11 protein-coding genes are annotated in these 14,689 nt (G+C 72.5%); 5 read left to right on the top strand and 6 right to left on the bottom strand.

What is annotated here, in order from left to right; translation table 11 throughout:
- Nucleotides 1-26: 26 nt before the first annotated feature.
- A complete protein-coding gene (locus tag J2S63_RS19915; protein WP_310306036.1) occupies nucleotides 27-1,007 on the bottom strand; it encodes a RecB family exonuclease in 981 nt (326 codons plus the stop codon).
- A 62-nt stretch (nucleotides 1,008-1,069) separates the two neighbouring features.
- Here J2S63_RS19915 and J2S63_RS19910 point away from each other — a divergent pair, with 62 nt between their 5' ends.
- Nucleotides 1,070-2,209 (top strand): site-2 protease family protein, encoded by a 1,140-nt coding sequence (locus J2S63_RS19910; protein ID WP_310306034.1) that lies wholly within the window; start codon nucleotides 1,070-1,072, stop codon nucleotides 2,207-2,209.
- Nucleotides 2,210-2,231: 22 nt separating this feature from the next.
- Nucleotides 2,232-3,194 carry a tRNA (adenine-N1)-methyltransferase gene (locus J2S63_RS19905; RefSeq protein WP_310306032.1) on the top strand — a complete coding sequence of 321 codons (963 nt, stop codon included), beginning with the start codon at nucleotides 2,232-2,234 and terminating at the stop codon, nucleotides 3,192-3,194.
- On the opposite strand, the gene J2S63_RS19900 is transcribed toward J2S63_RS19905, so the two are convergent.
- The 3 genes from J2S63_RS19900 to J2S63_RS19890 are packed head-to-tail and all read right to left on the bottom strand — an operon-like array spanning nucleotide 3,164 to nucleotide 8,354.
- The gene (locus J2S63_RS19900) at nucleotides 3,164-5,221 is read right to left on the bottom strand and encodes a hypothetical protein (protein ID WP_310306030.1); all 2,058 of its coding nucleotides are present in this window, start codon (nucleotides 5,219-5,221) and stop codon (nucleotides 3,164-3,166) included. The two genes, J2S63_RS19905 and J2S63_RS19900, sit on opposite strands and share 31 nt — an antisense overlap.
- A gap of 37 nt (nucleotides 5,222-5,258) precedes the next feature.
- On the bottom strand, nucleotides 5,259-6,998 hold the full coding sequence (locus tag J2S63_RS19895) for a glycosyltransferase (RefSeq protein WP_310306028.1): 1,740 nt from the start codon (nucleotides 6,996-6,998) through the stop codon (nucleotides 5,259-5,261).
- 60 nt (nucleotides 6,999-7,058) lie between these two features.
- On the bottom strand, nucleotides 7,059-8,354 hold the full coding sequence (locus J2S63_RS19890; RefSeq protein ID WP_310306026.1) for a polysaccharide biosynthesis protein: 1,296 nt from the start codon (nucleotides 8,352-8,354) through the stop codon (nucleotides 7,059-7,061).
- Between the two features lie 111 nt (nucleotides 8,355-8,465).
- On the opposite strand from J2S63_RS19890, the gene arc reads away from it, so the two are divergent.
- Both arc and J2S63_RS19880 read left to right on the top strand, forming a co-directional pair.
- A complete protein-coding gene (gene arc / locus J2S63_RS19885) occupies nucleotides 8,466-10,217 on the top strand; it encodes a proteasome ATPase (protein ID WP_310306024.1) in 1,752 nt (583 codons plus the stop codon).
- A gap of 2 nt (nucleotides 10,218-10,219) precedes the next feature.
- Nucleotides 10,220-11,248 (top strand): aldo/keto reductase, encoded by a 1,029-nt coding sequence (locus tag J2S63_RS19880; protein ID WP_310306021.1) that lies wholly within the window; start codon nucleotides 10,220-10,222, stop codon nucleotides 11,246-11,248.
- Nucleotide 11,249: 1 nt separating this feature from the next.
- Here J2S63_RS19880 and J2S63_RS19875 read toward each other — a convergent pair whose 3' ends face one another.
- The gene (locus tag J2S63_RS19875) at nucleotides 11,250-11,873 is read right to left on the bottom strand and encodes a class I SAM-dependent methyltransferase (protein WP_310306019.1); all 624 of its coding nucleotides are present in this window, start codon (nucleotides 11,871-11,873) and stop codon (nucleotides 11,250-11,252) included.
- A gap of 7 nt (nucleotides 11,874-11,880) precedes the next feature.
- Nucleotides 11,881-12,864 (bottom strand): YbaK/EbsC family protein, encoded by a 984-nt coding sequence (locus J2S63_RS19870; RefSeq protein ID WP_310306017.1) that lies wholly within the window; start codon nucleotides 12,862-12,864, stop codon nucleotides 11,881-11,883.
- Between the two features lie 309 nt (nucleotides 12,865-13,173).
- On the opposite strand from J2S63_RS19870, the gene dop reads away from it, so the two are divergent.
- Nucleotides 13,174-14,688, top strand: coding sequence for a depupylase/deamidase Dop (gene dop / locus J2S63_RS19865; protein ID WP_310306015.1), 1,515 nt, complete (start codon nucleotides 13,174-13,176; stop codon nucleotides 14,686-14,688).
- Nucleotide 14,689 lies beyond the last annotated feature (1 nt).

Raw genomic sequence — 14,689 nt, 5'->3', positions numbered from 1 at the left:
ACTGAGCCGGCGCGCGCCGCGCCGGCTCAGTCGACGTCCTCCGGCGAGAGGCCGGGGTCGGCGATCTGCTGGGCGGTCACCTCGGGCAGCGGCGGGGGAGTGCCGCCCCACTCGGGGCAGATCGCCTGGTGGGAGCACCACGCGCAGAGGGGCGTCCGGTTGGGACGCCAGTCTCGGGACTCGGCCGCACGGCTGATCGCCCCCCACAGGGCGTCGACCTTGCGCTCGACGGCGCGCAGGTCGGCCTCGTCGGGGCGGTAGCGCAGGACCTCGCCGGAGCCGAGGTAGATCAGCTGGAGCATCGTGGGGATCTCGCCCCGCAGGCGCCAGAGCACCAGGGCGTAGAACTTCATCTGGAACAGCGCCTTGGCCTCCCACATCGGCCCCGGCGCCCGGCCGGTCTTGTAGTCGACGACTCGCACCTCGCCCGTCGGCGCCACGTCGATGCGGTCGACGAACCCTCGCAGCAGCAGCCGGCTGTCGAGGACGGTCTCGACGTAGAGCTCGCGCTCGGCCGGCTCGAGGCGGCTGGGGTCCTCCAGGGTGAAGTAGCGCTGGACGCTCTCGCGGCAGGACCCCAGCCAGGCGACCAGGTCGACGGCCTGCGCGGTCCCGTCGGCCCCGTCGGACTCGTCGGCCCCGTCGGTCCCGTCGGCGAACATCTCGGCCAGCCCGGGCTCGGAGCCGAGCAGGTCGGCCCAGGCGGGCTCGACCATCGACAGGGCCCGGTCGGGCGTGCGCTCGGCCGCGGGAAGGTCGAAGAGGTCCTCGAGGACCTTGTGGACCAGCGTCCCGCGCACGGCGGCGGGCGAGCTCTCCTCGGGCAGCTTGTCGATCGTGCGGTAGCGGTAGAGCAGCGGGCAGGTCATGAAGTCGCCGGCCCGGCTCGGGGACAACGAGCCGACCACCTCGACGCCGTCGACCGTGCGGGCGTTGTCGCCGCGCTGCTTGCGAGCCGGGCGGTCGAGCGGGATCTCGGCCACGGGACCCTCCACCACTGCTGTCATGCAAGGCACCCTAGGCGTGAGGCCCGACATTTCCGTGGAGCCGACCCCGGTACGTTGGAGGTGTGAGCGAAGGAATGGGCGGTCCGGCCCGCGTCAACGACCCCGGCACGATCCGGGTGGGGTCGCTGGGCGGTGTGGACGTCCTGGTCCGCTCCTCCTGGTTCCTCATCGCCGCGCTGATCGCCTACCTCGTCGCTCCGGCCTTCGAGCAGGTGCAGCCCGGCCTCGGGAACCTGAAGTACGTCGCCGGGGCGGCCTTCGCCGTCCTGCTCACCCTCTCGCTGCTGCTGCACGAGCTCTCCCACGCGCTGATGTCCAAGCACTTCGGCATCCCCGTCCGCTCCATCACGCTGCACTTCATCGGGGGCGTGACCGCCATGGAGGCGGAGCCCGCGACGCCCCGCCAGGAGTTCGCGATCTCCGCGATCGGTCCCGTCACGTCGCTGGGGGTCGGCGGGGCGGCCTACGCGCTGCTGCAGGTGATGCCCGACCAGACGCTCCTCTCCGTGGTCGTGGGCGGGCTGGCGTGGGCCAACCTCGTCGTCGGCGTGCTCAACCTGGTGCCCGGCATGCCGCTGGACGGCGGACGGGTGCTCCGCGCGGTCGTGTGGAAGGTCAGCGGTGACCCCAACCGCGGGCTCCTCGCCGCGGGCTGGGCCGGCCGCGGCGTCGCCGTCCTCATGCTCGGCTCGCCGCTGCTCATGGCCGCCTTCGGCACCCAGCCCGACGTCTTCGACTTCGTCTTCGCCGTCGTCATCGGGTGGTTCCTGTGGACCGCCGCGTCCGGAGCCATCCTCGCCGCCAAGGTGCGCGCCCGCCTGCCCAGGCTCGACGCCCGGCGCCTCGCCCGGCGCAGCGTGGCGCTCGCCGAGGACGTGCCCGTCGCGGACGCCGTACGCCGGGCACGCGAGGCCCAGGCGGGCTCGATCATCACCCTCGACCACTCCGGCCGGCCCTCGGGCCTGGTCAGCGAGGACGCCGTGCTGGCGACCCCGGAGGACCGCCGGGCGTGGGTGCCGGTCAGCTCGGTCAGCCGCACCCTCCAGCCCGACCTCTCGCTGCCCGCCGACATCTCCGGCGAGCAGCTCATCACCGCGATGGCCCGCCGCCCGGCCAGCGAGTACCTCCTGCTCGAGCCCGACGGCTCGGTCTTCGGCGTCCTGGTCGCCACCGACGTCGACGCGGCGTTCTCGCGCGAGTGAGGCACTCCTAGACTCAGGACCCATGTCCCCGACGCCCCCCTCGCCGCAGCAGCCCTCCCTCTCCGGCGTCCACACCGGTCCGCTGCGCGCAGGGGAGTGGGTGCGGCTGACCGACAGCAAGGGCCGCCGCAACAACTTCTGCCTCGAGGTCGGCAAGAAGTTCTTCAGCAACAAGGGCCACGTCGACCACGGCGAGCTGATCGGCCGCCCGGAGGGCTTCACGGTCACCTCCTCGCTCGGCGCGGAGTACCTCGTCTTCCGGCCCCTGCTCAACGAGTTCGTCGTGTCGATGCCGCGCGGTGCGGCGGTGGTCTACCCCAAGGACGCCGCCCAGATCGTGGCCATGGCCGACGTGTTCCCCGGCGCACGGGTGGTGGAGGCGGGGGTCGGTTCCGGGGCGCTCACCTGCTACCTGCTGCGCGCGGTCGGCCCGACCGGCCGCGTGTCGTCGTACGAGCGGCGTGAGGAGTTCGCCGACGTCGCGCGGCGCAACGTCACCCAGTGGTACGCCGGCGAGCACCCCGCCTGGTCCCTCACGATCGGCGACCTCGCCGACGCGCTCCCCGGGCCGGACGGCCAGGACGCCGAGGTGGACCGGGTGATCCTGGACATGCTGGCGCCCTGGGACTGCGTCGAGTCGGTGGCGCGGGTGCTGGTGCCCGGCGGGATGGTCTGCGCCTACGTCGCGACCACCACCCAGCTCAGCAAGACGGTCGAGACGCTGCGGGTGCACGGCGGGTTCACCGAGCCGCAGGCCTGGGAGACCCTGGTGCGCGACTGGCACGTCGAGGGCCTCGCGGTGCGCCCCGGCCACTCGATGGTGGGGCACACCGGCTTCCTGGTGACGGCGCGCCGCATGGCGCCGGGGGAGCGGCCGCCCACCAAGCGGCGGCGTCCCGCCCCCGGTGCCTACGGCGTCGACTACACGGGCCCGCGCCCCGAGGGTCTGCCCCCTCAGTCCGCCGAGGAGCCGCTGGACGGCTGAGCCGTGCAGTCGATCCGGAAGATCGCGATCTCCGGACCGCCGAGCTCGTCCTGCACGCAGCCTGACGCCCGCACGGGCGCCAGCAGCTTGTCGGCCGGCTTCCCCACGTCCTCGTCGTCCTGGGTCTCGGTCAGGCTCCACGGCCGGTAGATCGCGGCGAACTGGAGGTCCTCGAGGGACTCCCCGTCGAGGTAGCGCGCTCGGTACAGGTGCGCCCACCGCTCGGTGCGCCCGGTCACGACCAGCACGAAGGACCCGTAGCTGTGCTGGAGCGCAGAGAGGTACTGCCGGGCGACTGGCGGCTTCCGAGCGGTGAGGGCCAAGGCGATCCGGAGCTGCGACAGGGGCTTCGTGGCCACGCCGCCGATCGAGTCGAGCATCGCCAGGCCCTCGGCCGCCTGCTGGGTCATCGGGTCGGACAGGATGCGCTCGGATCGGCCGTAGCGCTCGGCATAGGCCTCGAGGGCATGCAGCTCGTAGGGCGTGAAGCTGCTCTGCAGGTGGTGCTCGGTGGTGTCGGTGAGCTGCAGCGTGTGGAGGGCGTGGAGAGGGCGGGACAGCAGCGGCAGCAGGACGATGACCACCAGGGTCGAGGCGACGACCGGCGCGGGGACGGGTCGTCCGCGAGCCCGGAGCCGACGCGCACCGTCCGCGACCGCGTCGAGCACGACGCCGATCGTGAGGCCGGCAGCGACCCAGAGGAAGCCCTCGAGGCGCTCCAGGCCGATCACCGGCGTGACGAAGCCGACCAGGACGACCAGCGGCATCGCGACGAGCGGGGTGACCGACGCGCGACGGGCACGGAGCACGATGAGCACGACCGCGACCGCGGTGAGGGCGCCCAGGCTGCCGTAGGGATAGCTGTTGTTGGCCAGCGAGAGTCGCTGCTGGAGGTCCGAGCTCGGGGTCAGGCGCGCGTAGAACGTGGTCGGGTCCAGCACGACGTGCTGGAGGGGCTGTCGGGCGGCGCGTGGGAGGGCGAAGAGCACGGCCGCGACCGTTCCGACCACTCCGAGGAACGCGGCGAGCATCGGGCTCCGGCCGACCGCCTGACGGTTGGTCGTGGCGGCGAGGGCCCGGCTCGCGAGGAGCACGCCGACGAGCAGCGCGGCGACCAGTCCGTGCAGGCCCAGCAAGAGCACGGCGACGACCAGACCACGCCGGAGACCGCGGCGGGGATCACGGTCCGCGAGCGTGAGCAGGACCAGGGGCGCCATCGACATCAGGACGGAGGCAGGAAGCGTGTCGAGCAGGGGATTGGTCGACTTGCGCGTGGTGAGCAGGAGCCCGGTCACGGCAACGGTCAGGCCGGCGGAGGGGAGGGTCCGGCCGGCCGCACGGACGAGCGCGAACATGCCGCACGCCACGAGGAGACCCGCCACGAACGGCCCGCCCCAGAGCAGTCCCAGCGGCGGGACGCCTGACAACCGGCTCGCGGCCGCCAGGTCGAGGTGGAACGTCGGCAGGTAGGCGTCGAAGGTGAACGCCGGAGAGAGGTGCTGCAAGGACAGCGAGAACTGGTCCCGCTCGAGCATCCGTCGCACGATCGAGACCTGGAGGAACCCGTCCCACGTCGTGAAGAAGGGGTACGGCGACCACGCGCGCCAGTAGCCGATCGCCGCCTCCACGCCGACCACACCGACCGCGAGCCAGGCTGCGGTGACCCTGTTCCACCCCAGCCGACCGACGAGCGCGGTGGGTCCGCCCGCGCCTCTCGACCCCAGGCAGTCGAGCGCGAGCCCAGGGACCGCCATCACCAGGGCGACGGTCATCACTCGCCCGATCGTGAACTGGCCGAGACCGGTGAGTCCGAGGGCCAGGGCGACCTGGGTCAGGCTGCCGATGGCGAAGCGCAGCGCGAGCTCGGGTCCCCACGCCCAGGTCGTCCTCCACCTCGGCCAGCCTCCGACCAGCGTGGGCCAGACCAGGAGGAGCCCCGCCGCCGGGACGGAGCTGACGCCCTCGGCCCAGGGCAGCCGTGCGAGGCCGGTGAGCGTCAGGGTGACCAGGGCGACGGCGACGGTCAACCCCGGGTCGTGATGTCCTCCCTGGGGCCGGGTCCGGCTAGCCGACACAGTCACACAGTCCGCGCAGGGTCAGCTCGACGCGGTCGGTGATGTGGTCCCAGTCCGCCCAGGCCACGGCGGCCTTCCTCGCGCGCGGGCCCATCTCCGCGAGTGGCGTCGGGTCGCTCTCGAGCCGGTCGAACAGCGCCGTCCACGGTGCGCTGGAGCGGGTCGGCAGGATCCAGCCGTACTCCGGCTCCACGATCCCCTTCGCCGCGTCGATGTCGCTGATCGCGATCGGCAGGCCGGAGGCCATCGCCTCGAGGAGGACGTGCGGCAGCCCCTCCCACAGCGACGGCATGACGAACAGGTCGCCGTGGCGGTACTCCGCCGCGACCTGGCCGGCGGCGACGTGACCGGTGAAGGTCACCCGGTCCTCCAGCCCGCGCAGGCGGACCAACGACTCGAGGTAGGGGCGTGCGGGCCCGTCGCCGACGATGCGGAGCGTGGCGGTGCCGCGCGAGGCCGCCATCGCCTCGACCAGCAGCTGGTGGTTCTTGATGTCGACCACGCGCCCGACACTGAGCAGGCGCAGCGGGGCGCCCTCGGGTCGGGGCCCCTCGGGCAGGGCGAAGCGCGAGGTGTCGATGCCGTTGGGCAGCCACTGCACGTCGCAGCCGATCCCCTCGTAGCTCTCGGCGGTGTAGCGCGCGGCGGTGAACAGCACCTGGCACTGGGGGCGCCGACGGAACCACTGGTCCCAGACCCAGCCGAGGGTGCCCAGTGGACCGTAGGAACCCGTCCACGACGCGAGGGTCGGGTAGGCGTTGTGGGTGTGGTAGACGAGGGGAAGCCCCAGGCGCCGCGTCACGGCGGGCAGCCGCGGCGAGCGGAGCGGGGCCATGTCCTCGATGACGACGTCCACGTCGGCGTACTCCCGGCGCACGATCCTGGGTGCGACGAGGTAGAACGGCAGGCGGCTGGCGAAGAACCCCATCGCGCCCCTCTCGCGCAGCCACCCCGGGGCCGTCGCCACGGTCCGGATGCGCAGGCCGTCCACGAGGCGGCGACGCGGCTGGTCCCTGCGGGTCCGCGCGCACAGCACGTCGACCTGGTGACCGCGCTGCGCCAACCGGCGACCGGGCTCCAGGATGTGCGGCAGTCCCAGCTCGGGTGAGAGCTTGGTGACGTAGAGGACGCGCAGGGGACGGTGGTCCGGCCGGGCGCCGCCTGGCACCGGCGACACGGACCCGGTCCGCAGGACCGCGCAGGTCACCGTGAGCCTGCGCACGAGCCAGGGCAGGAGCAGGTGGAGGAGCGTGCGTGCGTCGCGACGTCCCCGCTGCACCTCGATCTCGTCGGCCGCCACCACCTGGGTGCCGGGGAAGAGTGCCGGCACCTCATGGGGCTCGGGGCGGGGGGCGCCGGCGAGGGCCTCGGCGCGTCGGGAGGAGCGGCGCGGACCCGAGAAGACCAGGTGGCCGCCCGGGCCGGGGATGGAGGCCAGGTTGCGCGCCAGCAGGCGGGGTTCGGGCACGTGCTCGAGCACGTGGCTGCACAGCACGCTGCGGAACCCCCGCGCACGCAGGCCCTCGAGGCGCTCGGGGTCGGTGAGGTCCCCGACGACGTCGAGGCCGACGACCTCGACCCCCCGCTGCTCCAGATGGGCGACGAGGCGTCCGGCCGGCGACTGGGCGGACCGGTTGGTGTGGCTCGCCACGGCGAGCATGGGAGACAGCTCGGACACGGGGATCAGGTCCAGCTGGTGTGCCAGCCAGCGAGCCTCATGGTCGAGCATGCGGGGTCCTTCCGAGATGTGCCGTTGGTCCGAACCTTGTCAAATCGCTCCGGGAGATCCTCACACCGGTCCGCTCGTCGGCGTGGCAAGGACCGGTTCGTAGCCCCTCAGCGCTGCCGGCATCCGGAGCAGGAGCACACCGGCAGAGGTGCAGGCGCCGAGAGCGTAGGCGGTGTCGACCCTGGTGAACAGGTCGCCCGGGAGCTCGAACGCCAGGACGAGGACCACGCACCCCGCCAGCCACGCGAGAGCGCTGAGCCGGTGGGCCCCGACGGAGAGCGCCGCGCCGTTGAGCGCCGCGGCCAGCATGTAGACCGCGCTCGCGGACGCGAGGACGGCCATGGTCATGGCGCCGATCCGGAAGTCCCCACCGAACAGCAACCGCACGCCCAGCGGCCCGAGAGCCAGGCCCCCCAGGAAGGAGACGACGACCAGGACCACGGACACCACGACGATGCGTCGCAGCGCCCACCTCAGGTCGTCGAGCCGACCCGTGGCCGCGAGCTCGGCGAGGTTGGGCAGGAGCGTGGCCTGCACGGCCTGGAAGAGGTAGAGGCCGATCCGCGCGATCATCAGCGCTCCCAGGTAGAGGCCCGCCCTGCCGTCCTGCGCGGGCGGCTCGAGGACCTGGACGGCGAGCGGCCCGGCGTTGGCCAGGAGCTGCATGAGGAGGGCGGCCAGGACCAGCCACCCGAACGCGCGGGTGAGCTCGCGCCACGCCACGGTGTGCCCGGGGGCCAGCCGGACCCGCTCCCGCGACCCCCACCAGACCAGCACCGTCGAGAGGGCGGGACCGAGCGCGATGGCGGCTCCGAACGCGGTCGGCGAGCGGAGGCCCGCCAGCGCGAACGCGCCGGCGAGCAGGAGACGCATGAGCGACTCCAGGGCGACCATCTGGCCCAGCTGGGTGTAGGCCCCCGCGCCCGACAGGACCCCGCGCGCCGTGAACGCGAAGGCGTAGGCGACCACCGCACCGAGGAAGCACCACAGCATCGACCAGCGCCCGTCGAGGAACGAGGAGACCAGCCACGGACCGACCGCGAGGGTCGCGATGGCAAGCACGACGACGAGGGTGGCGGCGACCACGAGCGCGCGGCGTACGGCGGCGCCCCCGCCGCCTCGCGCCCGCTGGCTGCCCAGCACCCGGGCGAGCTCCTGCTGCAGCGGCAGGAAGACGCCGGGCCCGACGATGAAGACCATCGCCCACAGGGACGACACCGGCGCGAAGTCGACCGGACCCAGCACGCGGCCGGCGATGCTGAGGAAGGCGAAGGAGAAGGCGCCTGCGGCCAGCACCCCGGCCGTCACCGGCGCCAGACCGGAGAGGAACCCGGAGGGTCGGGCGGCGGCGGGCACGAGTGCGGACTCTAGCCCTTTCGTCCCGACACGGGAGAATGAGTGGCGCCGCACCTTCTCGTCACGAGTAGGTTGGAAGGACGAGCACACACCAGCTGGAGGTGATGTGAGATGACGTCCGACAGTGGTTTCGACGGTGGGTCGAGGACTCCTCAGGACTGGGAGGCGCAGGTCGCCTACCTCGAGCGTGAGGTGACCGCCCTGCGCCGTCGCCTGGCCGAGGCACCCGGGTCCGCCCGCGCGCTGGAGCAGAGACTGGCCGAGACCCAACGCTCGCTGGCGGGGGTGACGGCCCAGAACGAGCGCCTGGCGCAGACGCTGCGCGACGCCAAGGAGCAGATCCTCACGCTCAAGGAGGAGGTCGACCGGCTGGCGCAGCCGCCGTCCGGCTTCGGGGTGTTCCTCCAGCGCAACGAGGACGACACGGTCGACGTGTTCACCTCCGGCCGCAAGCTGCGGGTCAGCGTCAGCCCCAACGTCGAGCTCGAGGAGCTCCGCAAGGGCCAGGAGGTCATGCTCAACGAGGCGCTCAACGTCGTCGCCGCCCTCGATTTCGAGACCGTCGGCGAGACCGTGATGCTCAAGGAGCTGCTCGCCGACGGCGAGCGCGCCCTGTGCATCGCCAACGCCGACGAGGAGCGCGTGGTGCGGCTGGCCGACACCCTGCGCGAGCAGCCGCTGCGCGCCGGCGACCTGCTGCTGCACGACGCCAAGTCCGGCTACGTCTTCGAGCGCATCCCCAAGAGCGAGGTCGAGGAGCTCGTCCTGGAGGAGGTGCCCGACATCGCCTACGACTCGATCGGCGGCCTCAAGAACCAGATCGACGCGATCCGCGACGCCGTCGAGCTGCCCTACCTCCACCCCGACCTGTTCCTCGAGCACGAGCTCAAGCCGCCCAAGGGCGTGCTCCTCTACGGCCCGCCCGGCTGCGGCAAGACGCTCATCGCCAAGGCGGTGGCCAACTCGCTGGCCAAGAAGGTCGCGGCCAAGACGGGGCAGGAGGGCAAGTCCTACTTCCTCAACATCAAGGGCCCCGAGCTGCTCAACAAGTACGTCGGCGAGACCGAGCGCCACATCCGCCTGGTCTTCCAGCGGGCGCGGGAGAAGGCCAGCCACGGCACCCCGGTGATCGTGTTCTTCGACGAGATGGACTCGCTGTTCCGCACACGCGGCTCGGGGGTCTCCTCCGACGTGGAGAACACCATCGTCCCGCAGCTGCTCAGCGAGATCGACGGCGTCGAGACGCTGGAGAACGTCCTGGTCATCGGCGCCTCCAACCGTGAGGACATGATCGACCCGGCGATCCTGCGGCCCGGCCGCCTCGACGTGAAGATCAAGATCGAGCGCCCCGACGCCGAGTCCGCGCGCGACATCTTCAGCAAGTACCTCACCGCCAACCTCCCGCTGCACGCCCGCGACCTCGAGGAGTTCAACGGCGACAAGGACGCGTGCGTCGCCGGGATGATCCGGGCCGTCGTCGAGCGGATGTACACCGAGTCCGAGGAGAACCGCTTCCTCGAGGTCACCTACGCCAACGGCGACAAGGAGGTCCTCTACTTCAAGGACTTCAACTCGGGCGCGATGATCCAGAACATCGTCGACCGCGCCAAGAAGATGGCGATCAAGGACCTGCTCGACCACGACCAGAAGGGCATCAGCGTCGACCACCTGCTCCAGGCCTGCGTCGACGAGTTCAAGGAGAACGAGGACCTGCCCAACACCACCAACCCCGACGACTGGGCGCGCATCTCCGGCAAGAAGGGCGAGCGCATCGTCTTCATCCGCACGCTCATCACCGGCAAGCAGGGCACCGAGCCGGGGCGCTCGATCGACACGGTCGCCAACACCGGCCAGTACCTCTGAGCATGCTGGCGACCAGGCCGCTGGGGGCTCGTGGGCCCTCGGTGTCGACGATCGCGCTGGGCACGATGACCTTCGGCGTCGAGACCGACGAGCCGGAGGCCCACCGCCAGCTCGACGCCTTCGTCGGGGCCGGCGGCACGATGGTCGACACCGCCGACGTCTACGGTGGTGGCCAGTCCGAGCGCATCGTCGGGCGCTGGCTCGCCGACAACCCCGGCGTGGACGTCGTCCTGGCGACCAAGGGCCGCTTCGCCCCGCCGCCCGGCTCCGCGGGAGCGTCCCGTCGCTCGCTGGTGCGGAGCCTGGAGGCGTCCCTCGACCGGCTCGGCGTCGAGGCGGTCGACCTCTACCTCGTCCACGGCTGGGACCCCGTCACCCCGGTCGAGGAGACCCTCGACGTCCTCTCCGGCTTCGCCCGCCAGGGGCGCCTCCACTCGATCGGCTGGTCCAACGTGACCGGGTGGCAGCTGGCGCGCCTGATGGCCACCGCCCGGCTCGGCGGCTTCGTCGTGCCGACGGCGATCCAGCCGCAGTACAACCTGCTCGACCGCGGCATCGAGCACGAGGTCCTGCCCTGCGCCCTGGAGGAGGGCCTCGCGGTCACCCCGTGGTCGCCGCTGGGCGGGGGCTGGCTGACCGGGAAGTACTCCCGCGACACCCGGCCCACCGGCGCCACGCGGCTCGGGGAGGACCCCGGGCGGGGCGTCGAGGCCTACGACACGCGCAACACCGACCGCACGTGGCGGGTGGTCGACGCCGTCGAGCAGGTCGCGGACAAGCACGACCGGCCGATGCCGCAGGTGGCGCTGGCCTGGCTGCTCACCCGGCCCGGTGTCGCCTCCGTGATCGCCGGCGCCCGCACCCTCGACCAGCTCTCGCAGGCCCTCGACGCCGGCTCGCTCGAGCTCGACGCCGACGACCTGCGCCTGCTCGGCGAGGTCAGCGCCCCCGGCGTCCTGCCCTACCCCCAGGGGATGATCGCCGGCTCCTGCGGCGTCGACGTGTGGGACCGGCTCGGGACGGGCGGCTGAGTCAGGTCGCCGTGGCCGTGCCGCGTGAGAGGTGGGCCCACGGCCGGGCGACCCGCGGACCGCGGAGGTACTCCTGCTGGAGGGACCTGACCTCGAACCCCGTCGCCTCGAGGTCGGCCACCGGGTCACGGGTCAGGTGGCACCCGCCGCCGAGCCGTCGCTGGACGGGTTCGAGCCGGCGCTGCCAGCGCACCACGCCCGGGTCGGGGGAGAGGCCGTGCTCGAGGAAGTGGAGCGTGCCGCCCGGGGCGAGCACCCGGCGTACCTCCGCCAGCGCGGCGCGCTGGTCGGGGATGGTGCACAGGCTGAAGGTGACCAGCGCGCAGTCGAAGGAGTCGTCCGGCTCCTCGAGCCGCTGTCCGTCCAGACCGGAGCGGACCACCTCGACCGGCGAGGCCGCGAGCCGGTCGGCGGCGAGCGCCCACGCCCGGTCGCTGGGCTCGACCGCGTGCACCCGCCTCACCGCGTCGGGGTAGAGGGGCACGTTGAGGCCGGACCCGAAGCCGATCTCGAGGACCGTGCCGTGGACCCCGGCCACGACGGGCCGCCGGTGCCAGCGGACGGCGCCGGTGCCGCAGGTCGCCTCGACCAGGTGCGGGACGACGCGGTCCTCCCACCAGCTCACTCGGGCCTCACTCGGGCTCCGTCACGTCGGCCACCGTCGCCCCCAGAGCCGCGACCAGCGCCCCGGCGTCGACGGTCAGACCGACCCCGTGGGCACCGCCGCCGATCGAGACCGTGCCGGTGACGTGCGAGTCGGCGACCACCGGGAGGTCGGTGCGGGTGCCCAGCGGCGTGATCGTGCCGCGGGGGTAGCCGGTCACGGCCAGCGCCGCCGCCGCGTCGGGCATCGAGGTGCGGTTGACCCCCCACAGCGCCCGCAGGGGCGGCCAGGAGATCTTGCGGCCACCCGGCACGAGCACCAGCCGGTGGTCGTCGTCGGAGAGCCGCACCACCAGCGTCTTGACCAACGAGGCCGGGTCGACCCCGCGGGCCGCGGCCGCCTCGGCGAGCGACGAGACCGGGCCGTGCCGACGCACCTCGACGTCGAGGCCGAGGCGCCGGGCGTGACGCAGGGCCCGGAGCAGGCCCCAGTCACCGGTCGCGTCGTCGGCCAGACGGTCGAGCAGGGCCCGGGTGTCGGGCACGAACGCCCAGCCCGGGTCGGCGAGGTGGTCGACCAGGTCGGGCAGCGACCTCCACTCCCCGGAGACGACCTCGCCGTCGGCGTGCCGCACCGGGCCGTCGTACCAGACCTCGAAGACGTGGGCGACCGTGCGGACCTGCTCGTCGTCGTACGCCGCGACGAGGAGGGGCGTGAGCTCGACGTCCTCGATGCCGAGCTCCTCGGCCAGCTCCCGCCGGGCGCCCTCGGCGGGGTCCTCCTCGGGGCCGAGGACGCCGCCGGCCGCGGCGTCGTGGTGCGACGGGGCCCAGTCCTTGCCGGGGGAGCGGAGGTGCACGTAGACCGCGCCGTCGGAGGGCCGGCGCACCAGCACCGCGGTCGAGCGGTGCCGCAGGTTGTCACGGCGTACGACGTCACGTGGGGCGCTGCCGGCCGGACGGCCCTGGTCGTCGACGAGGCCGACGAGCTCGATGGGTTCCGCTGAGGTCACGGTCGGGACGTTACCCCTCGGGCCCCGAGGGGCAGGGCGTCCCCGGGGGCGGCGCGACCCGGCACCGCCGCCTCCGGCGGCTCTCCCGTGACCAGGGCATCGCGGAGCGGCCGGTCCTCCCAGCACCGGCCGCTTCACGCGTCCCTTTCCGACCCCCCGCGAGTCGGTGACCGGGCCTCCCAGTCCCGGTCTCCGTCGCGCTCGGGAATGGGACGTGGCACCTCGCGGATCGTGACGCGGGTTCCGCAGAAGTTTTTTCGGAGTGCCCGATGCGTAGGGTGGAGGCATGAGCGAGGAGGCGGTGGACGCATGAGCGTGCGACGCGTGATGGGCATCGAGACCGAGTTCGGGATCAGCGTCGCCCAGCAGCCCCAGGCCAACCCGATGGTGGCCTCGTCGCAGATCGTCAACGCCTATGCCTCCTCGACGCTCAAGGCCCGCCGCGCCCGCTGGGACTTCGAGGAGGAGTCGCCGCTGCGCGACGCCCGCGGCTTCGACCTGTCCCGCGACCTCGCCGACGCCTCGCAGCTCACCGACGAGGACCTCGGCCTGGCCAACGTGATCCTCACCAACGGCGCGCGGCTCTACGTCGACCACGCCCACCCGGAGTACTCCTCGCCGGAGGTGACCAACCCGCGCGACGCCGTGCTGTGGGACAAGGCCGGCGAGGTCGTCATGCAGGACGCGTGCCGCTTCGCCGCTGCGGTGCCGGGGTCCACCCCGATCCAGCTCTACAAGAACAACACCGACAACAAGGGCGCCTCCTACGGCTGCCACGAGAACTACCTGATGCGCCGCTCGACCCCGTTCGGCGACATCGTGCGCCACCTGACCCCCTTCTTCGTGTCCCGGCAGGTCGTGGCGGGCTCCGGCCGGGTCGGCAAGGGCCAGGACGGTCGCGAGGACGACTTCCAGATCTCCCAGCGCGCCGACTTCTTCGAGGTCGAGGTGGGGCTGGAGACCACGCTCAAGCGGCCGATCATCAACACCCGCGACGAGCCGCACGCCGACCCTGAGAAGTGGCGCCGGCTGCACGTGATCATCGGCGACGCCAACCTGTCCGAGATCAGCACCTACCTCAAGGTCGGCACGACCTCGTTGGTGCTGGCGATGATCGAGGACGGCTTCATCGCACAGGACCTCACTGTCGACCAGCCCGTGCGCTCGCTGCGGGCGGTCAGCCACGACCCGACGCTCACGCACCTGCTCACCATGCGCAGCGGTCGCTCGATCACGGCCGTCCAGCTCCAGATGGAGTACCTCTCCCTGGCCCGCAAGTACGTCGAGGACCGCTACGGCTCCGACGCCGACGAGCAGACCGTCGACGTGCTCGACCGCTGGGAGTCGGTGCTCGACCGGCTCGAGCGCGACCCGATGTCGCTCAAGCGCGAGCTCGACTGGGTCGCCAAGCTGGCGCTGCTCAACCGCTACCGCGACCGGGACGGCCTGGACTGGTCGGATGCCAAGCTGCAGCTGGTCGACCTGCAGTACTCCGACATCCGTCCCGGCCGCGGGCTCTACAACAAGCTGGTCTCGATGGGGCAGATGGACCGCCTGCTCACCGACGACGAGGTCGCCGAGGCCGTGCACCAGCCGCCGACCGACACCCGCGCGTACTTCCGTGGGCGCTGCCTGGAGAAGTACGCCGACCGCATCGCCGCGGCGTCCTGGGACTCGGTGATCTTCGACCTGCCGGGGCGCGAGTCGCTCCAGCGGGTGCCGACCATCGACCCGCTGCGGGGCAGCCGCAGCCACGTGGGGGACCTGTTGGACCGTTGCGACACCGCCGAGGCGCTGTTCCGCGCCCTGACGCAACCGTCCTGAC

It is taken from the genome of Nocardioides marmoribigeumensis (assembly GCF_031458325.1).
GTDB classification, from domain to species: domain Bacteria; phylum Actinomycetota; class Actinomycetes; order Propionibacteriales; family Nocardioidaceae; genus Marmoricola_A; species Marmoricola_A marmoribigeumensis.
The sequence above is the reverse complement of the archived record's forward strand: the minus strand, read 5'-3'. Positions and strand labels throughout refer to the sequence as shown.